The sequence below is a fragment of the Streptomyces sp. V3I7 genome (assembly GCF_030817495.1).
Lineage (GTDB): Bacteria > Actinomycetota > Actinomycetes > Streptomycetales > Streptomycetaceae > Streptomyces.
Map to the genome: position 1 here is coordinate 5041685 of NZ_JAUSZK010000001.1, position 17872 is coordinate 5059556.

Below are 17872 nucleotides of genomic sequence, written 5' to 3' on the forward strand. Positions count from 1 at the left end.
CGGGTGGAACCCATGGCAGGAACCGACCGCGAGAAGGCGCTCGACGCCGCGCTCGCACAGATTGAACGGCAGTTCGGCAAGGGCGCGGTCATGCGCATGGGCGAGCGGCCGAATGAGCCCATCGAGGTCATCTCGACCGGGTCGACAGCGCTCGACGTCGCCCTCGGCGTCGGTGGCCTGCCCCGCGGCCGTGTTGTGGAGGTCTACGGACCGGAGTCCTCCGGTAAGACGACCCTGACCCTGCACGCCGTGGCCAACGCGCAGAAGGCCGGCGGCCAGGTCGCGTTCGTGGACGCGGAGCACGCGCTCGACCCCGAGTACGCGAAGAAGCTCGGCGTCGACATCGACAACCTGATCCTGTCCCAGCCGGACAACGGCGAGCAGGCGCTGGAGATCGTGGACATGCTGGTCCGCTCCGGTGCGCTCGACCTGATCGTCATCGACTCCGTGGCCGCGCTCGTCCCGCGCGCGGAGATCGAGGGCGAGATGGGCGACAGCCACGTCGGCCTTCAGGCCCGTCTGATGAGCCAGGCCCTGCGAAAGATCACCAGCGCGCTCAACCAGTCCAAGACCACCGCGATCTTCATCAACCAGCTCCGCGAGAAGATCGGCGTCATGTTCGGCTCCCCGGAGACCACGACCGGTGGCCGGGCGCTGAAGTTCTACGCCTCGGTGCGTATCGACATCCGTCGTATCGAGACCCTGAAGGACGGCACCGAGGCGGTCGGCAACCGCACCCGCTGCAAGGTCGTCAAGAACAAGGTCGCCCCGCCCTTCAAGCAGGCCGAGTTCGACATCCTCTACGGCCAGGGCATCAGCCGCGAGGGCGGCCTGATCGACATGGGCGTGGAGCACGGCTTCGTCCGCAAGGCCGGCGCCTGGTACACGTACGAGGGTGACCAGCTCGGCCAGGGCAAGGAGAACGCGCGCAACTTCCTCAAGGACAACCCCGACCTCGCGAACGAGATCGAGAAGAAGATCAAGGAGAAGCTGGGCGTCGGTGTGCGGCCGGAGAAGGCCACCGCCGAGCCGGCCGCCGACGCGGCGGTCACCACGGCGGACGCGGCCGCGAAGACGGCGCCCGCTCCGGCAGCCGCCAAGGCCGGCAAGTCCAAGGCCGCCGGCGCAGCCAAGAGCTGACCCGTGACACGGCGAACCGACTGGGCCGAGTACGCGTACCTCGACGCCCTGCCGGAGTGGCAGGGAAGAGGCGGCGCCGACCCTGACCGGACGGACGACGGCACGAGCGACGGCACGGGGGATCTGCCGTACGAGGATCAGCCGTACGGGGGTGGCTCGCGGGGGCGTCGTCGGCGTGGAGCCGGTGCGGCGTCCGATGTAGGCGGAGGTTCCTTCAGCTCGTCGAGGGCCGAGAAGGAGGAACCCCCCGGGGACCCGGCTGAGCGGGCACGCGCGATCTGCCTGCGCCTGCTCACCGGGACCCCGCGCACGCGCAAGCAGCTCGCGGACGTGCTGCGGGGGCGCGAGATCCCGGACGACGTGGCCGAGGAGGTGCTGTCGCGGTTCGAGGAGGTCGGCCTGATCAACGACAGCGCGTTCGCCGACGCCTGGGTGGAGTCGCGGCACCACGGCCGGGGCCTGGCCCGGCGTGCGCTCGCCCGAGAACTGCGGACCAAGGGCGTCGACTCGTCCCTGATCGACGAGGCCGTCGCCCAGCTCGACTCCGAGCAGGAGGAGGCGACGGCCCGCGAACTCGTCGCCCGCAAGCTGCGTTCCACTCGCGGCCTCGACCGCGACAAGCGGATACGGCGCCTCGCGGGCATGCTCGCCCGCAAGGGGTACCCCGAGGGTATGGCCCTGCGGGTCGTCCGACAGGCGCTGGAGGCGGAGGGCGAGGACACGGAGTTCCTCGACGGCGAGGAGTACTGAAGGGGCTTCCCGCGGGCTCAGGCCTCAGGCCTCGACCGGGAACCCCGCCGCCCGCCACGCCTGGAACCCGCCGATCAGATCGGTGGCCCGGCGCAGGCCCAGCCGGTGCAGGGAGGCGACCGCGAGGCTGGACGCGTAGCCCTCGTTGCAGATGACCACTATGCGCAGATCGTGGCCGGTGGCTTCGGGGGCGCGGTGGGTGCCCTGGGGATCCAGCCGCCACTCCAGCTCGTTGCGCTCTATGACGAGCGCGCCCGGAATCATGCCGTCCCGTTCGCGCAGGGCGGCGTACCGGATGTCGACCAGAAGCGCGCCCCCGGTGCGGGCCGCGTCGTACGCCTCGCGTGGTCTGATGCGGCGGTAGCCGTCGCGCACCCGCTTCAGCAACTCATCGACTCCGAGCGGAAGTTCGCTGCCGCCGGCCGAGTCGCCCTCGAAGGGGCCGCCGTCGGCCGCCCCGCCCGGGAGCGCCCCGCTCACTGCCAGTCCTGCGGGCGCTCGACCTGTTCCAGGCGCAGGACCTGGCCCGTGCGGCTGTAGCGGCGGATCTGCGGCAGGGGCGGATAGTAGGCGTGCACGGAGATCGCGTGCTGGTCGGTCGACTCGTTGAGCACCTCGTGGACGTGGTGCCGTCCGAAGGCCCGGCCCTGTCCGACCGCGAGCCGCCGCTCGCGGTCCACGCCGTCGGTGAGTTCCAGGGTCTTCCAGCCGTCGGTGGGCAGCCGGGCGGCGAGCGAGTTCTCCAGGAGCTCGCCGGACGCGGTGAGGAAGGCGCCGACCGATTCGGCGTGGTCGTGCCAGCCGGTGCCGGAACCGGGCGGCCAGCCGATCAGCCATGCCTCGCTGCCACCGGGGCCTGCGAGCCGCACCCAGGTGCGTCCCATCGGATCCAGCGGGAGCGAGGCGATCAGCCCGGCGTCGGCGGCGACGCGCCGCACGAAGTCGAGCAGGTCCGCCTGAGTGGGCGGGGAAATGGGCGCCGGTGTGACGGGGGCGCCGACCGGCGCGACCGAGGAGCCGGCGGCCGGGTCGCCGGGCAGGGCGCGAGCCGGGGTGGCTGACGGACCGTCAGACGGAAGGGTAGGCAGAGAGGGGGAGGCAGACACGTACACCGTCCTGAAGTGCGTTCGCGGAGGGGCCGCGCGAGGGCGCCGGCGCACGGACGGCGCCCGGGCATCGCGCGGCAAGCCTGAAAGAGGCGAGTTCAGGAGGACGGGCGACACACGCAGCCCGCATAGCGGACGAGGTCCATATGGACCCTCCGCCACAAGTGCACGCAGGTGTCGGTCACGAAGCGGAGTACACCATGCCGGTGTGGGCCGGTCAACTCACCGTCACCATATGGACGGAGGGGCGGGAGTGCCGCGTTCGGCGGCGGGTCCAGCGGGGCGGGGCCCCCGCTCACCGCGCGCGCGACCCGGCCCCCGCCTCGGCCTGAGCCCCCGCCTCGACACCGGAGTCCGTCTCCGCCGCCCCGCCCAGCGTCGCCTCCGCCGCCGCGTAGAGATCGGCCGGGCGCACGCCGCTCAGCGCGGTGACCAGATGGCCGTCGGGGCGTACGAGCAGCACGGTGTGCGCGGGCGCACCCGGGTAGCTCTCGGTGACGAGCAGTTCGGCCGGGCACGGCAGAGCGGTCACCGCGGCCGCCAGCCGGGGCATGACCCCGGCGGTCATCCAGTGCTTGCGGTCCCACACCCCGGTGCCCGGGGCGACGAGGACGACCAGCAGCGCCCCGCGACCGAGCCGGCTGCGCAGCCGTACGAACGTGCCGTCCTCCGCGGTGACCCGTACGTCGGCGACCTGCGCGCCGGGCGGGGTGCCGACCGGGATCTCGGCCTCCAGCGGCACGGGTGCGAGCGGTGAGCCGGTGTAGGCCCCCGGCGTCCCGAGCGCTCCGCGCCCCAGGTGACCTTCCGTGAGGAGAGCGTCGTGGTTCCGGGCGGCGCCGGGGACGTACGCACGCAGCCCGCCTCCGCCGCGTACCACCGGCAGGGACTGGTCGGCGGCGCGCAGCCGGGCGGCGACCACCGCGCGCCGCTCCGCCTGGTAGCTGTCGAGCAGCGCCTCGTGCGGGCCGTGGTGCCAGGCCGAGGCCAGCTTCCAGGCGAGGTTGTCGGCGTCCCGCAGCCCCTCGTCGAGACCCTGCGTTCCCAGCGCGCCCAGCAGATGGGCGGCGTCCCCGGCGAGGAAGACCCGCCCGACGCGCCACCGGCGGGCGAGCCGGTGGTGCACGGTGTGGACGCCGGTGTCGAGGAGTTCGTACGGCGGGGTGGAACCGCCTGTCCAGCCCGCGAGGGTCTCGCGGACACGGGCCACCAGGTGTTCGGGCGTGACGAGGTCCTTGCCCGGCGGCAGCAGCCAGTCCAGGCGCCACGCACCGTCCGGGAGGGGGCGGGCGGTCACCTCCCCGGCCGAGGGCCCGGACGTCCGCCACGGCGGCGTCCGATGGAGCAACGCGTGACCGGGCCACGGAAGTTCCGCGCGCAGCGCGGCGACCGCGTGCCGCTCCACCGCCGTACGGCCGGGGAAGCGGATGTCCTGGAGTTTGCGCACCGTCGAGCGGGGGCCGTCGCAGCCGACCAGGTAACTGCCGCGCCACCACGTGCCGTTGGGGCCGCGCGTACGCGCGTTGACACCCGAGCGCTCCTGTTCGATCGCGTCCAGGCGGCTGTCGGGGGCGATGTCGATCAGCGGGTCGGCCGCGGCGGCGGTGCGCAGCGCGGCCGTCAGCGCGTGCTGTGCCAGGTGCAGCGGGGCGGGTTCGGCGGCGTCGAAGGTGATCTCGCGCATCACCTGCCTGCGCCGCATCGACCGCCATCCGGCCCAGCGCACACCCGCATCGCCGAGCGCCGCTCCGGTCAGCCGCTCCAGCAGCGCGGCGGTGTCCTCCCGCAGCACGACCGTGCGCGCGGCCCGCGGTTCCTCCTTGCCGGACCCCTCGTCGAGAACGACGGACGGTACCTCCTGGCGCGCCAGCGCCAGGGCGAGCGTGAGCCCGACGGGCCCCGCTCCGACGATGATCACCGGATCCACGGCGTGCGGCCCCCTGCCCGCAGCGGTGCGGTGAAGGTCGGAGGTGAACAGGAAGTCGGAGCGGGGCGCACGATCACAGAACGTATGCAACCCAGAGCGCGTGCTTGCGTCAAGTGACAGCCTTCGCCGCACGGCTGAGTGGCGGTCAGGTTTCTGACCGTGCCCCTTCATCTCACCGTGCCCGCCCCTTCAGAGGGGCGCCACAATGACGCGGTGCCCTGCCCTTCCCCAGGGGGACGGACAGGACACCGTGTCACCGTGTTCGGTTGTCCGGGCGGGCGCCGGGCGCCGGGCGCCGCGGCGCTACTTCCCCATGCGGTCCTTGTCGTCGTCGGCCGGGCCCACGGGTCCGCCGGCCACCTCGAGAACCAGCGGCTGTTCGGCCGGGTCGACCGCCGCCGCCACGGCGAGGCCGGTCTTCGTGCGGCGTCCGCGCCGTTCGATCCAGGTCGCGAGCGAGGAGAGCGCGAGGCACATCGCGATGTAGATCACGCCGGCGACGATGGTCACCGCGGTGAACGGGTTCTCCCCGTTGACGATGATGTTGTTGGCCATCGTCCGGGTGGCGTACAGAAGCTCCGTGTACGTGATGATGTAGCCGAGCGAGGTGTCCTTCAGGGTCACCACCAGCTGGCTGATCATCGTCGGCAGCATGGCGCGGATCGCCTGCGGCAGCAGCAGCGTGGTCATCACCTGGTACTTGCGCAGGCCCAGCGCGTACGCGGCCTCGGCCTGGCCCCGGGGCACGGCGTTGATGCCCGCGCGGAACACCTCGGCCTGGACGCTGCCGTTGTAGATGGTCAGGCCGATGACCAGACCCCAGAACGCGGCGTTGTCCCCGACCACGCCGAGGTCGTTCTTGTAGCTGAGGAACAGCACCCACAGCGCGTAGATGGTGATGAGCAGCGGGACGGCGCGGAACAGCTCGATGAAGCCGGTCGCGAACCAGCGGACCGGCCGGTGCTCGGACAGCCGTGCCACGGCCAGCAGCAGCCCGAGCACCAGGGACAGCACGCCGGCGACGGCGAACACCTTCAGCGTGGTCAGCACGCCGTCACGGATGTTGCTCCGCACACCGGCGTTGTTGAAGATGTTCCAGACGTTCGGGTCCAGCTGGCCCTTGACGTCGAGCCGGTACACGACGAAGCCGAGCAGGGCGAGGAGCGCCAGCGAGCCGAGCACCGTGTAGAGGCGGTTGCGGACGCGGGCCTTGGGGCCGGGCGCGTCGTAGAGAACGCTCGCAGTCATCGGGCGACCCCCAGGCGGCGCTCCAGCAGCCGGAAGAGGCCGCTGATCGAGAAGGTGATGACGAGGTAGCCCAGAGCCACCCACAGGAAGATCCAGGTGATGGCGAATCCCTGGTCGCTGAGCAGCTTCTGGACGCCGAACAGCTCGGCGACGCTGAACGCGCCCGCGATCGCGGAGTTCTTGGTGAGCGCGATGAAGATCGAGCTCAGCGGCGCGATCACCGTGCGCGTCGCCTGCGGCAGAACGATCATGCGCAGCGTCTGCGAGAAGGTCATGCCGAGGGAGCGGGCGGCCTCCGCCTGACCGAGGGGCACCGTGCTGATGCCCGAGCGCACCGCCTCGCAGACGAAGGCCGAGGTGTAGAGGCTCAGGGCCAGCAGCGCCTTCGTCCACGGGCTCATGCCGGGCACGAAGATGACCGGGACGACGAACCACGCGATGAGGAAGAGCAGTGTCAGGGGCGTGTTCCGGAAGAGGGTGACCCACGCGGTGCCGAACATCCGCAGCGGAGGCACGGGGGAGACACGGAAACCGGCGATGATGACGCCCAGCACCATCGCGAGGAGTCCGCTGGCCAGGGTCAGCAGTACGGTGCCTATGAACCCCTCGCGGAATTCCGCGAGATGGTCGAGCAATACGTTCACGGGGAGGTCCTCGTGGCGGTGTACGGGCAGGGAAGGCCGCGTCCGGGGTACCGGACGCCGTCGACGACACGGGCCGACGGCCGTCGCGGGCCCGGAGACCGGGCCGGCGACGGCAGGTTCAGTCGACGCCGTGGAGGCGACGTCTCAGCAGCGTGTGTCAGTAGCGGCTGATGGCCGGCGGCTCCGTGTACGGGGAGCCGGACAGGCCGAGCGTCGCCTCGTACGCCTTCTTGTAGTCGCCGTTCTTCTCGTGCTTCTCCAGCGCGTCGTTGACGGCGTCACGCAGAGCCTTGTCGCCCTTGTTCATGCCCACGCCGTACGGCTCCTCGGTGAACGGCTTGCCGACCACCTTGAGCTTGGTGGGGCGCTGCGCGGCGTAGCCCTTGAGGATCGCGTCGTCGGTGGTGACCGCGTCGACCTCGTTGTTGAGCAGCTGCTGCACGCACTCCGAGTACTTCGACAGCTCGACGGTCTTCGCGCCGTACTTGGGCTTCTTGATCTCCTGAAGCGGGGTCGAGCCCTTGATGGAGCAGACCGTCTTGCCCTTGAGCGATTCGGGACCGGTGATGCCCTTCTCGTCCTTGCGGACGAGCAGGTCCGCGCCGGCCATGAAGTACGGCCCCGCGAAGCCGACCTGCTTCTTGCGCTCGTCGTTGATCGTGTACGTGCCGACGTACAGGTCCACCTCGCCCTTGGAGATGGTGGTCTCACGGACGTTGGAGTCGACGGTCTTGAACTCGATCTGGCTCGGCTTGAAGCCGAGGTCCGCGGCGACCATCTTGGCGATCTCGATGTCGAAGCCGGACCGCTTGCCGGTCGTGTCCTCGAAGCCCAGGTACGGCTGGTCGTTCTTGGCGCCGATGACGAGCTTGCCGGCCTTCTGCGCCCGCTTCAGCGTCGGGGAGTCGACCTTCACGCCGCCGGCGACGGCGTACGTCGGCAGCTTCGGCGCGTTCGCGCCGCCACTCGCGCCGGTCGGCTGGTCGCCGGCGTTGCCGGACTCGCCACCACAGGCCGTCAGGGTCAGGGCGAGGGCGGCGAGGGCTGCCGCGGAGGCGGACTTGCGGAACTTCATCGTGGACATCCTTCGAGTCGGCGGGTTCGGCGCTGCGCGGAACCGGTTCCACGCAGGTACTGCTGCCGGTGACGGCGCAGGGGCGTTGTCAGTGGTGCAGGATCTTCGACAGGAAGTCCTTGGCACGGTCGCTGCGCGGGTTGCTGAAGAACTGCTCGGGCTCGGCCTGTTCGACGATGCGGCCGTCCGCCATGAAGACCACGCGGTTCGCGGCGGAGCGCGCGAAGCCCATCTCGTGGGTGACGACGATCATCGTCATGCCGTCGCGGGCGAGCTGCTGCATGACCTCGAGGACCTCGTTGATCATCTCGGGGTCGAGGGCCGAGGTCGGCTCGTCGAAGAGCATGACCTTCGGGTCCATCGCCAGGGCCCGCGCGATCGCGACCCGCTGCTGCTGACCGCCGGACAACTGCGCCGGGTACTTGTCCGCCTGGGCGCCCACGCCGACCCGGTCGAGCAGGGCGCGGGCCTTCTCCTCCGCCTGCTTCTTGTCGGCCTTGCGGACCTTGACCTGTCCCAGCACGACGTTCTCGAGGACGGTCTTGTGCGCGAAGAGGTTGAAGGACTGGAAGACCATCCCGACGTCCGACCGCAGCCGGGCCAGCTCCTTGCCCTCCTGGGGCAGCGGCTTTCCGTCGATGGTGATGTCGCCCGAGTCGATGGTCTCCAGGCGGTTGATGGTGCGGCACAGGGTGGACTTGCCGGACCCGGAGGGTCCGATGACCACCACGACCTCGCCGCGGGCGATCGTCAGCTCGACGTCCTGGAGCACGTGCAAGGCACCGAAGTGCTTGTTGACACTCTTCAGGACGACCAGATCGCCGTTCGCGGCCGTGTCTTCCTCGGCCACGGATACTTCGGTCATCGCTCGGGCTCCGTCCTCCTTGGTTTCGGAGGACAGTAATGACGCGGCGCGACCAGCGTCATTACATCTGAGGGGAATCTGAGCATCACGATCCGGTAGCGATCGGGCACCTGCCGTAGTGGAGCCGGGCGTGACGCGTATCGGCCGGATAACGGAAGCGGCGGTCGGCCCGAAGTCCCTTGACGCCGTCGTCGTCCATCAGCGTCACTGCCATGTGCGCCCGCGCGCGGGTGCGCCTTCCATACGTCTACAAGCCGACGCCGTACGCATGCTGAACAGGAGGGGGCCGGAATGAGACTGCTGCTCGTCGAGGACGACAACCACGTCGCCGCGGCCCTGTCCGCGATCCTGGCGCGGCACGGTTTCGACGTCACCCACGCGCGCAGCGGCGAGGAGGCCCTCCAGGCGGTCGTCACGGAAGGCGACGGCTTCGGGGTGGTGCTGCTCGACCTCGGCCTGCCCGACCAGGACGGCTACGAGGTGTGCGGCAAGATCCGCAAGCGCACGGCGACGCCGGTGATCATGGTGACCGCGCGCGCCGACGTCCGCTCCCGCATCCACGGCCTCAACCTCGGCGCCGACGACTACGTCGTGAAGCCGTATGACACCGGCGAGCTGCTCGCCCGTATCCACGCCGTCAGCCGACGCACCACGCACGAGGACCCGGTGACCGGCGTGGAGCCCGGCCTGCGGCTCGGCGCCCTGCACATCGAACTGCCCACCCGGCAGGTCAGCGTGGACGGTTCGGTGATCCAGCTCACCCGCAAGGAGTTCGACCTGCTCGCGCTGCTCGCCCAGCGTCCCGGGGTGGTCTTCCGGCGCGAGCAGATCATCAGCGAAGTGTGGCGCACGAGCTGGGAGGGAACGGGGCGCACTCTCGAGGTGCACGTCGCCTCCCTGCGCGCCAAGCTGCGCATGCCCGCCCTGATCGAGACCGTGCGCGGTGTCGGCTACCGGCTCGTCGCCCCCGGCGCGTAGCGGGCCCGCGTGCACACACGTCTCCTCCCGCTGCTCATCGTCCTGATGGCGGCCGTCCTGCTCGCGCTCGGCGTACCGCTCGCCGCCAGCGTGGCCGCGGCCCAGCAGCAGAAGGCGGTCGTCGACCGCATCGACGACACGGCACGCTTCGCCGCGCTCGCCCAGTTCGTCACCGACCGCCCGCTCAGCGGGGCCCGCCGCGCCGACGAGGGCGGGCGCAAGGAGACCCTGCGCCGCGAGCTCGCCAGCTACTACGGCGTCTACGGCATTCGCGCCGGCGTCTTCTACCGCAACGACGCGGCGCTGGCCAACGCACCCGCCGACTGGCTCCTGCCGGCGTCGGGGGAGGTGCGGGACGCGTTCCAGGAGGCGCTGCTCAGCCGGCGCAGCCACGACCCGGCGCAGGTGTGGCCGTGGCAGCGCAGCCGGCTCGTCGTCGCGTCACCGGTGATCCGCGACGGCGACGTGGTGGCCGTCGTGGTCACCGACTCGCCCACCGGGCCGATGCGTTCGCGGACGCTGCGGGGCTGGGTGCTCATCGGCGCGGGCGAGTTCGCGGCGATGCTGCTGGCCGTCGGCGCGGCCCTGCGGCTGACCAGCTGGGTGCTCAGGCCCGTACGGGTCCTCGACGCCACCACCCACGCCATCGCGAGCGGGCGCCTGAAGTCCCGGGTCGCGGCGGCCGGCGGCCCGCCGGAACTCCGCAGGCTGGCCCAGGCGTTCAACGAGATGGCGGACAACGTCGAGGACGTGCTGGAGCAGCAGCGCGCCTTCGTCGCCGACGCCTCGCACCAGCTGCGCAACCCGCTCTCGGCGCTGCTGCTGCGCATCGAGCTGCTCGCCCTCGAACTGCCCGAGGGCAACGAGGAGATCGCCTCGGTCCGCACCGAGGGCAAGCGCCTGGCCCAGGTTCTGGACGACCTGCTCGACCTGGCGCTGGCCGAGCACGCCGAGGCGGACCTGAGGGTCACCGACATCGGCCAATTGGCCGCCGAGCGCGTCGCGGCCTGGAGCGCCGCCGCCGAGGCCAAGGGGGTCCGGCTGACCGGCGACTGCCCGGCCACCACGGCGTGGGCCGACCCGATCACGCTGTCCAGCGCCCTGGACGCGGTGATCGACAACGCGCTGAAGTTCACGCCCGAGGGCGGCACCGTCGCGGTGACCGTCTCCTCCCGCGGCGACAGCTCGACCGTTCAGGTCACCGACACCGGCTCGGGCCTCACCGACGAGGAGCTCGGCCGCGTCGGCGACCGCTTCTGGCGCAGCGGCCACCACCAGAACATCAAGGGCTCGGGCCTGGGCCTGTCCATCACCCGCGCCCTCCTCGCGGCGTCCGGCGGCTCGATCACGTTCGGCCCTCACGAGCCGCGGGGCCTGACGGTGACGCTGGCGGTGCCCAGGGCCGCGTCGACGGCCCCTTCCGCCCCGAGAGCCTGACGCTCGCTCGCGGGACGCGTGCACCCCGTACCATCCGACTGATCGTCAAAAAGCGACTGTCCCAGAGCAGTTCGCCGTGTCGACATAGGGGGTGAGGGCGTGTCCGCCTCTACCACGGAGCAGATCGAGATCGTGCGAGCGGCCCCGAAGCATGTCCCGCAGATCGTCGCGCTCGCGCAGTCCAGGAGCCTGAAGCACATCGATCCGGCGGTCGCGGGCCAGGACGGGTTCCTGGTGTCGGGTTACACCGCGGAGGGGTACCAGGCGCGGCTGGTGAGCGCCGAGCACTTCTACGTGGCCGTGAAGGGCTCCGACGTTCTGGGGTTCCTGCTGGCGTACAGCGATGACCAGATCGAGCCCGACGAGTGGCTGAACCACCGGATCAAGACCACGCTCGGCAGCTTCCTGGTGATCAAGCAGGTGTGCGTGGCGGTCGATGTGGCACGGCAGGGTGTCGCGTCGCGGCTGTACCACCACGTGCTGGAGCAGTGGACGTCGAATCCCGTGATCGCGGCGGTGGTGAACGAGCCGCCGAACGAGGCGTCGGCACGGTTCCACCGAAAGCTGGGGTTCGAGGAGCTGACGCGACTGAGACCGCCGGACGGCCGGTCACGGGTGGTGTGGGTGTGGCGGAAGCCGCGCGAGTCGATGCTTCAGGCGCAGTACGGCATCGCCGTGGACCTGTACAAGCACGAGGACCTCATCAACTGGAACAAGCTCAACAACTTCCTCTACATCACGGCGGGTCTCGCGGCGACGCTCGCGTTCACGCTCGGCAAGGAAGGTGCGAAGTCGGAGGTGGTCGCCCAGGGCGTCGCGGTGATCATCACGGTGATCGGATTCGCGTCGGCGGCGGCGTTCGCGGTCATGCTGCGGTTCGGCAGACGGTACCTCCAGGCCCGTAAAGGCGCGGTCGTCGAGCTGGAGGAACACATGGCCTGGCACGGCGGGCAGCGGATCGTGGGGCGACAGGTGTCCGAGCCGGGTTCGGCGTGGCTGCACTCGTCTCCGACGGGGGCCGTGATGGTGCTGCTGCCGGCCTTCGTCGCCCTGGGCTGGCTGGCGATGCTGGCCGTGCTGCTCGTCAACTAGGCCTTGTCCGGGACAGAGCCCAGCGCCTCCGACCCGTTCAGGCCGGAGGCGCTGTCCGTCGGGCAGGCCCCTCAGGGCTTCACCGACTGGTAATAGCGTCGAGCTCCCTCGTGCAGCGTCAGTGGGTCCGTGTAGATGGCCGTGCGCAGGTCGACCAGTTGGGCCGAGTGGACGTCGGCGCCGATGCGGTCGCGGCTCTTGATGACCGTACGGGTCACCCACTCCGTGAGGCGGGGATCGACGTCCTTGCGGGTCATCAGGAGGTTGGACACCGCGATGGTCGCCACGGTGGAGCCCTGCTGGACGGAGGGGTAGGCCGATTCCGGCATGTCGGTGGCGCGGTAGTAGTGGGCGGCCTCGCCCTGGCCGTGCAGCTTGGCCACGAGGCTCTCCTCGATCGGCACGAACCGGACCTCGGACGTCCGGGCCAGCTCCACCAGCCCGTTCGTGGGCAGGCCGCCCGACCAGAAGAACGCGTCGATCCGGCCGTTCCGGAGCCGGTCGGGGCCGGTGTCGATGCCCTCGGACACTGGCGTGATGTCCTTGGCGGGGTCGATGCCCGCGGCCCTGAGCACCCGGTTGGCGATCAGCCGGACACCCGAGTTGGGCAGCCCCGTCGCCACCCGCTTGTGCTTCAGGTCGGAGACCGACCGGATGTCCGAGTCGCGCGGCACGACGAGCTGCACGTAGTCGTCGTACAGCCGCGCCACGCCCCGCAGCCGCCCGGCCCCGCGTCTGTCGCCGAGTTCGTACGTCTCCACCGCGTCGGCCGCCGCGATGGTGAAGTCGGCCTGCCCGTTCGCCACGCGCCGCACGTTCTGCTGCGAGCCCGCGCTGTCCAGGAGCTTCACCTTCAGGTCCGGCATGTCCTTGTGGAACTCGGCGCGCAGCCGCTCGCCGTACTCCTGATAGACGCCGCGAGGCGTGCCCGTGCTGAAGGTGATCGTCCCGCGCGGGGGCTCGTCCCCCAGGGGCAGCAGCCACCACAGCAGCAGCCCGAAGGCGACGAAGCCGGCGGCGGCACCTTGCAGGGCGCGGCGCCTGCCGATACGGGGCAGCAGCATGGACATGGCGCGATCCTGCCAGTCCGCGCGCGGTGCTGAACAGGGCGGGGATCACAGACGAGGCGCTGCTGAACGCACGGGCGAGGCACTGGGACGGAGGGACGGGACTGTCCGACCCGGCCGTTACAGTCGGCTCATGACGTCCTCGCCCGCTGACCTCGTCCGTGAGTTCCACCGCGCCTTCGGCCTCGGCATCCGCAGCACCCCCGCCGAGGTGTCCGCCGAGCTGGCCGCGCACCGCGGGGAGTTGCTCGCCGAGGAGGCCGCGGAGGTCGCCGAGGTCTCGGTGACCGGCCCGCTCGACCGGCTCGCGCACGAGCTGGCCGACGTCGTGTACGTGGCGTACGGCACCGCGCTGGTCCACGGGATCGACCTCGACGCGGTGATCGCCGAGATACACCGCTCCAACATGAGCAAGCTCGGCCCCGACGGTCAGGTCGCCCGGCGGGCCGACGGCAAGGTGCTCAAGGGCGACCATTACGAGGCGCCGGACGTCTCGGCGGTTCTGCGCCGTCAGGGATGGGCGCCCGACGGCGCCTGACGCGGGTGCTCCACGGTGCGCGCTCCCGCCGTGGCGACCGCGCGCACCAGAGGGCCAGTACCAGCGTCAGCACGGTCAGCGTCCATACGTCCTTGAACGCCCTGCGCGTGGGCACGTCCAGGAGGGGAAAGGTGAACGACGGCACCTGCGGGACGAGCGCGACCCAGAACCACGGCGAGCGCGTCACCGAGTCCGCCTCCAGCGCGCCGGCCAGCAGCAGCGGTACGACGACGAGCAGGTAGTGGTCGTAGGCGGGCCGGGACACCAGGAACGACGCCAGCATGAGCAGCGCGGCCGTGTCGGCCAGACGCGCCGCACCCTCCCCGGGGCGCCGCCAGCGCAGCCAGGCGCACGTCACGACAGCGGCCGCGCAGGCCACGGCGATCACCTCCGCCGCCACCGCGGGCACCCCGAGGCGCGGCAGCACCGCCCCCAGCGAGGAGTCGTACGGCCGCATCAGCGCGTCCCCGCCCTTGAGGAGGAAGGGCAGCGTGCGCGTGAAGAACGCGCTGGGGTTCGGCATCAGCAGCGCCGCCCCCAGGGACAGCACCGCGGGCAGCCCCAGCATCCAGGCCAGCGCCCGCCACTGCCGGGCCAGCACCAGCAGGAGGGCGACCGGCAGCAGCAGGGGCTTGACCGCCACGGAGATCCCCAGGACCACCCCGGCCAGGCCCCAGCGCCCGCGATCCGCCAGCAGCAGCGCCAGCGGCAGGGCGAGCGCGCCCACGACGGTCCAGTTCCCGAGGTTCACCAGGTGGCCGAACGGCGCCCACAGCAGCACCAGTCCCAGCAGCCCCAGCACCGAGAACCGGCTGAGGGGCGGCACCCGGAACAGACGTACGGCGCACCACCAGCCGGCGCCCAGCAGCGCCACGCACACCAGCGGTACGACGACGCGCACCACCGGCGACGGCAGCAGCGCCTGTGCACCGGCGAACAGGACGGCGCTCGGCATGTACAGAAAGCGCCGGTCCGCGTAGGGGGAGCCGCCGTGCAGCCAGGTCTGCCCGGCGTGCAGGACGAACCCGTTGTCCATGCCGCCCTGGGTGAACCTGACCGCCACGCGCGCGGCGCGCGCCAGCAGGACGACGACGAGGCCCGCGATCGCGACCGGACCGGCCGGGCGGAGCAGCCACTCCCGCAGACCCCGGGGTGCGGGAGCGGGAGCCGTCCGCAGGGCGTCACGAAGCTGCATCACACGTACCTGTCCGGGAGGGTTCGGGAGGGGCTGCGGTGCGCTGAACGGAAACGGCGTCGCGGGCGGGGGCTACCTCATTGTGGGGCAGATGTGTTCATATCGGGCACAAGGTCCTTCTGTGTCGCGATCATGCGGTCGCGGCAACGGATCGTCCACGCGGCGCCTACGGTGGAGACATGAGCGAGATCGTCGTCTACGAACTCGACAAGCCAGTGGCAACGCGCTCCTCGGCGGGGCAGCCAAGTGGGGCGGAACGGCGTGTCCGCAGGGTGCACGCCGCACCCGCGGCCCCGGGGTCGCACACCACCGCGGGACCGCGGACCCTCTGCGGCAAGGACACCTTCGCCATGGAGACGGCCCGCTTGAATCCCTCCGGGCACCCTGGAGAGCCCTGGTATCCCACGGAGTACGCATCCCTGGTCTGCTCGGACTGCGATGCCGTGATCGAAACCTGACCGGCGTACCGGCGTACCGGCGTACCGGCTGCCGGGGCTGCCGTCACCGTCCGCGTTTCGCGCCCTTCAGGAGCACCTCGGCGACCAGTTCCGGATCGTCGTTCACCGGGACGTGGCCGCAACCGGGGAGCCATATCAACTCTGCTTCGGGCACAGCGCGTTGGGTGCGGGCGGCCTGGCGTGGGAGCAGCAGCCGGTCGCGGTCGCCCCAGGCGATGGTCACCGGCGGCTCGGTGACCTGGTCCGTGAAGCGCGTGGTGAGGCAGCCGGTGCGGGCGCGCGCGAAGTCGGTGCAGGCGCGCAGGGACAGCGTCTCGGCCACCGTCGCCGCGGGGTCACGGCGGCCGGGGCGGGGCGTAGATGGTGCTGACGAGGACCGAGCGGCCGACGGCGGACCGTGCCAGGAAGCAGACGAGGCCCTCGGGCAGCAGGCGCGCGGCGGTGCGCATGGCGCCGAGGACCGCGAACAGACAGGTCTGTTCCCAGCCGGGGCTGAACCCGGCGGGCGGGAGCGCCGTCACCGAACGCACCGCCTTCTCGTGTCCGAGCCGAGGGCCAGCAGACCGCCGAGCGAGCTTCCCGCGACATGGGGACGCCCGAGATGACCCCCAGCATGTTCGTCCGCCAGGAGGCCGAGCAGGCTGACCGGTTCGTCTGCCAGGAGGGATGAGGCGGAGGCCCTCAGCGGCGACTTCCGGCGACCGGGGAGCGCCCCTCGGGGAGCGCGGGCCGCGGTCCTCCGGCCAGCCCCTACCCTTGATGCATGACCAGCAGCAGCGACCGGAGCCCGGCAGTGGACGTCCCAGCACCGAAGACCTACGAAGTCCGTACCTACGGGTGCCAGATGAACGTCCACGACTCCGAGCGATTGTCCGGACTGCTCGAAGACGCCGGTTACGTGCGCGCGCCCGAGGGCTCGGACGGCGACGCCGACGTCGTCGTCTTCAACACCTGCGCCGTGCGGGAGAACGCCGACAACCGGCTGTACGGCAACCTCGGCCGGCTCGCGCCACGCAAGGCGAGCCGTCCCGGGATGCAGATCGCGGTCGGCGGCTGCCTCGCGCAGAAGGACCGCGACACCATCGTGAAGAAGGCGCCGTGGGTCGACGTCGTCTTCGGCACGCACAACATCGGCAAGCTGCCCGTGCTGCTGGAGCGCGCCCGCGTCCAGGAGGAGGCGCAGGTCGAGATCGCCGAGTCGCTGGAGGCGTTCCCCTCCACGCTGCCGACCCGGCGCGAGAGCGCGTACGCGGCCTGGGTGTCGATCTCCGTCGGCTGCAACAACACCTGCACCTTCTGCATCGTCCCGGCGCTGCGCGGCAAGGAGAAGGACCGCAGGACCGGCGACATCCTGGCCGAGATCGAGGCCCTGGTCGGCGAGGGCGTCTCCGAGATCACGCTGCTCGGCCAGAACGTCAACGCCTACGGCTCCGACATCGGCGACCGCGAGGCGTTCAGCAAGCTGCTGCGCGCCTGCGGCACCATCGAGGGCCTGGAGCGCGTCCGCTTCACTTCGCCGCACCCGCGCGACTTCACCGACGACGTCATCGCCGCCATGGCCGAGACGCCGAACGTGATGCCCCAGCTGCACATGCCGCTGCAGTCCGGTTCGGACACCGTCCTGAAGGCGATGCGCCGCTCCTACCGCCAGGAGCGCTACCTCGGCATCATCGGGAAGGTCCGCGCCGCCATCCCGCACGCCGCGATCACCACCGACATCATCGTGGGCTTCCCCGGCGAGACCGAGGAGGACTTCGAGCAGACGATGCACGTCGTGCGCGAGGCCCGCTTCACCCAGGCCTTCACCTTCCAGTACTCCAAGCGCCCCGGCACCCCGGCCGCGACCATGGAGAACCAGATCCCCAAGGAGGTCGTCCAGGCGCGTTACGAGCGTCTCGTCGCCCTTCAGGAGGAGATCTCCTGGGAGGAGAACAAGAAGCAGGTCGGCCGCACTCTGGAGCTGATGGTCGCCGAGGGCGAGGGCCGCAAGGACGGCGCCACGCACCGCCTCTCCGGCCGCGCCCCCGACAACCGCCTGGTGCACTTCACCAAGCCGGAGCAGGAGGTGCGTCCCGGCGACGTGGTCACCGTCGAGATCACCTACGCCGCCCCGCACCACCTCCTCGCCGAGGGCGAGGTCCTCGGCGTGCGCCACACGCGCGCGGGCGACGCGTGGGAGAAGCGCAACGCCGCCGAGGCCGCCAAGCCGGCCGGCGTAATGCTCGGGCTGCCGAAGGTCGGCGCCCCGGCGCCGCTCCCGGTCGCCGCGGGCAGCGGCTGCGGCTGCGACTGAGGCCCGCCGCACGGACATCGAATGAGCAGCTGACGTACGGCGAGCCGTACACGGTCCGG

General features: G+C 71.1%; 19 protein-coding genes and 1 pseudogene. 8 read left to right on the forward strand and 12 right to left on the reverse strand.

The window, feature by feature from the left end; genetic code table 11:
• Positions 1-12: 12 nt before the first annotated feature.
• Entirely contained in the window at positions 13-1140 is a 1128-nt protein-coding gene (recA, locus tag QFZ74_RS23570) for a recombinase RecA (protein WP_307622800.1), read from the forward strand.
• Positions 1141-1143: 3 nt separating this feature from the next.
• Entirely contained in the window at positions 1144-1890 is a 747-nt protein-coding gene (gene recX / locus QFZ74_RS23575) for a recombination regulator RecX (RefSeq protein ID WP_307622801.1), read from the forward strand.
• A 24-nt stretch (positions 1891-1914) separates the two neighbouring features.
• Here recX and QFZ74_RS23580 read toward each other — a convergent pair whose 3' ends face one another.
• From QFZ74_RS23580 to QFZ74_RS23610, 8 genes are all read right to left on the reverse strand, one after another.
• Positions 1915-2277 carry a rhodanese-like domain-containing protein gene (locus QFZ74_RS23580; RefSeq protein ID WP_307624259.1) on the reverse strand — a complete coding sequence of 121 codons (363 nt, stop codon included), beginning with the start codon at positions 2275-2277 and terminating at the stop codon, positions 1915-1917.
• Between the two features lie 89 nt (positions 2278-2366).
• The gene (locus QFZ74_RS23585; protein WP_373462493.1) at positions 2367-2930 is read right to left on the reverse strand and encodes a cysteine dioxygenase; all 564 of its coding nucleotides are present in this window, start codon (positions 2928-2930) and stop codon (positions 2367-2369) included.
• A gap of 164 nt (positions 2931-3094) precedes the next feature.
• Positions 3095-3295 carry a putative leader peptide gene (locus QFZ74_RS30470; RefSeq protein WP_373462430.1) on the reverse strand — a complete coding sequence of 67 codons (201 nt, stop codon included), beginning with the start codon at positions 3293-3295 and terminating at the stop codon, positions 3095-3097.
• Positions 3292-4923, reverse strand: a complete 1632-nt coding sequence (locus QFZ74_RS23590) for an FAD-dependent monooxygenase (protein ID WP_307622802.1) — start codon at positions 4921-4923, stop codon at positions 3292-3294. The genes QFZ74_RS30470 and QFZ74_RS23590 overlap by 4 nt, the downstream gene beginning before the upstream one ends.
• Before the next feature lie 303 nt (positions 4924-5226).
• Positions 5227-6171 (reverse strand): amino acid ABC transporter permease, encoded by a 945-nt coding sequence (locus QFZ74_RS23595; RefSeq protein WP_307622803.1) that lies wholly within the window; start codon positions 6169-6171, stop codon positions 5227-5229.
• Entirely contained in the window at positions 6168-6815 is a 648-nt protein-coding gene (locus tag QFZ74_RS23600; protein WP_307622804.1) for an amino acid ABC transporter permease, read from the reverse strand. Before QFZ74_RS23600 ends, QFZ74_RS23595 begins: the two co-directional genes overlap by 4 nt.
• A 157-nt stretch (positions 6816-6972) precedes the next feature.
• Positions 6973-7890: a glutamate ABC transporter substrate-binding protein gene (locus QFZ74_RS23605; RefSeq protein ID WP_307622805.1), complete on the reverse strand. Its 918-nt coding sequence runs from the start codon at positions 7888-7890 to the stop codon at positions 6973-6975.
• Positions 7891-7978: 88 nt separating this feature from the next.
• A complete protein-coding gene (locus QFZ74_RS23610; protein WP_307622806.1) occupies positions 7979-8755 on the reverse strand; it encodes an amino acid ABC transporter ATP-binding protein in 777 nt (258 codons plus the stop codon).
• A 291-nt stretch (positions 8756-9046) separates the two neighbouring features.
• On the opposite strand from QFZ74_RS23610, the gene QFZ74_RS23615 reads away from it, so the two are divergent.
• From QFZ74_RS23615 to QFZ74_RS23625, 3 genes are all read left to right on the forward strand, one after another.
• Positions 9047-9733, forward strand: coding sequence for a response regulator transcription factor (locus QFZ74_RS23615; RefSeq protein ID WP_307622807.1), 687 nt, complete (start codon positions 9047-9049; stop codon positions 9731-9733).
• 9 nt (positions 9734-9742) lie between these two features.
• A complete protein-coding gene (locus QFZ74_RS23620) occupies positions 9743-11170 on the forward strand; it encodes a HAMP domain-containing sensor histidine kinase (protein WP_307622808.1) in 1428 nt (475 codons plus the stop codon).
• Between the two features lie 99 nt (positions 11171-11269).
• Positions 11270-12262, forward strand: a complete 993-nt coding sequence (locus tag QFZ74_RS23625) for a GNAT family N-acetyltransferase (RefSeq protein WP_307622809.1) — start codon at positions 11270-11272, stop codon at positions 12260-12262.
• A gap of 71 nt (positions 12263-12333) precedes the next feature.
• Here QFZ74_RS23625 and QFZ74_RS23630 read toward each other — a convergent pair whose 3' ends face one another.
• Positions 12334-13332 carry a TAXI family TRAP transporter solute-binding subunit gene (locus tag QFZ74_RS23630; protein ID WP_307622810.1) on the reverse strand — a complete coding sequence of 333 codons (999 nt, stop codon included), beginning with the start codon at positions 13330-13332 and terminating at the stop codon, positions 12334-12336.
• Between the two features lie 130 nt (positions 13333-13462).
• Here QFZ74_RS23630 and QFZ74_RS23635 point away from each other — a divergent pair, with 130 nt between their 5' ends.
• Positions 13463-13867, forward strand: coding sequence for a MazG nucleotide pyrophosphohydrolase domain-containing protein (locus tag QFZ74_RS23635; RefSeq protein ID WP_307622811.1), 405 nt, complete (start codon positions 13463-13465; stop codon positions 13865-13867).
• Here the strand turns inward: QFZ74_RS23635 and QFZ74_RS23640 are convergent.
• Complete coding sequence (locus tag QFZ74_RS23640; protein WP_307622812.1) at positions 13791-15062, reverse strand: glycosyltransferase 87 family protein; 1272 nt, start codon at positions 15060-15062, stop codon at positions 13791-13793. The two genes, QFZ74_RS23635 and QFZ74_RS23640, sit on opposite strands and share 77 nt — an antisense overlap.
• Positions 15063-15241: 179 nt before the next feature.
• Between QFZ74_RS23640 and QFZ74_RS23645 the strand changes: the two genes are divergently transcribed.
• Positions 15242-15520, forward strand: coding sequence for a hypothetical protein (locus QFZ74_RS23645; RefSeq protein ID WP_307622813.1), 279 nt, complete (start codon positions 15242-15244; stop codon positions 15518-15520).
• 43 nt (positions 15521-15563) lie between these two features.
• On the opposite strand, the pseudogene QFZ74_RS23650 reads toward QFZ74_RS23645, so the two are convergent.
• Together QFZ74_RS23650 and QFZ74_RS23655 are read right to left on the reverse strand one after the other, a co-directional pair.
• Positions 15564-15893 (reverse strand): annotated as a pseudogene (locus tag QFZ74_RS23650) (alpha/beta fold hydrolase); the annotation flags it as partial.
• Positions 15856-16041, reverse strand: coding sequence for a hypothetical protein (locus QFZ74_RS23655; protein WP_307622816.1), 186 nt, complete (start codon positions 16039-16041; stop codon positions 15856-15858). The pseudogene QFZ74_RS23650 and the gene QFZ74_RS23655, both read right to left, overlap by 38 nt.
• 242 nt (positions 16042-16283) lie before the next feature.
• On the opposite strand from QFZ74_RS23655, the gene miaB reads away from it, so the two are divergent.
• A complete protein-coding gene (gene miaB, locus QFZ74_RS23660) occupies positions 16284-17813 on the forward strand; it encodes a tRNA (N6-isopentenyl adenosine(37)-C2)-methylthiotransferase MiaB (protein ID WP_307622817.1) in 1530 nt (509 codons plus the stop codon).
• Positions 17814-17872 lie beyond the last annotated feature (59 nt).

Excerpts from the sequence above, each read along its gene's own strand:
- recA (WP_307622800.1), top strand. The coding sequence starts at position 13 with ATGGCAGGAACCGACCGCGAGAAGGCGCTCGACGCCGCGCTCGCACAG.
- QFZ74_RS23595 (WP_307622803.1), bottom strand. The coding sequence starts at position 6,171 with ATGACTGCGAGCGTTCTCTACGACGCGCCCGGCCCCAAGGCCCGCGTC.
- QFZ74_RS23605 (WP_307622805.1), bottom strand. The coding sequence starts at position 7,890 with ATGAAGTTCCGCAAGTCCGCCTCCGCGGCAGCCCTCGCCGCCCTCGCC.
- QFZ74_RS23610 (WP_307622806.1), bottom strand. The coding sequence starts at position 8,755 with ATGACCGAAGTATCCGTGGCCGAGGAAGACACGGCCGCGAACGGCGAT.
- QFZ74_RS23615 (WP_307622807.1), top strand. The coding sequence starts at position 9,047 with ATGAGACTGCTGCTCGTCGAGGACGACAACCACGTCGCCGCGGCCCTG.
- QFZ74_RS23630 (WP_307622810.1), bottom strand. The coding sequence starts at position 13,332 with ATGTCCATGCTGCTGCCCCGTATCGGCAGGCGCCGCGCCCTGCAAGGT.
- QFZ74_RS23635 (WP_307622811.1), top strand. The coding sequence starts at position 13,463 with ATGACGTCCTCGCCCGCTGACCTCGTCCGTGAGTTCCACCGCGCCTTC.
- QFZ74_RS23640 (WP_307622812.1), bottom strand. The coding sequence starts at position 15,062 with ATGCAGCTTCGTGACGCCCTGCGGACGGCTCCCGCTCCCGCACCCCGG.
- QFZ74_RS23645 (WP_307622813.1), top strand. The coding sequence starts at position 15,242 with ATGAGCGAGATCGTCGTCTACGAACTCGACAAGCCAGTGGCAACGCGC.
- miaB (WP_307622817.1), top strand. The coding sequence starts at position 16,284 with ATGACCAGCAGCAGCGACCGGAGCCCGGCAGTGGACGTCCCAGCACCG.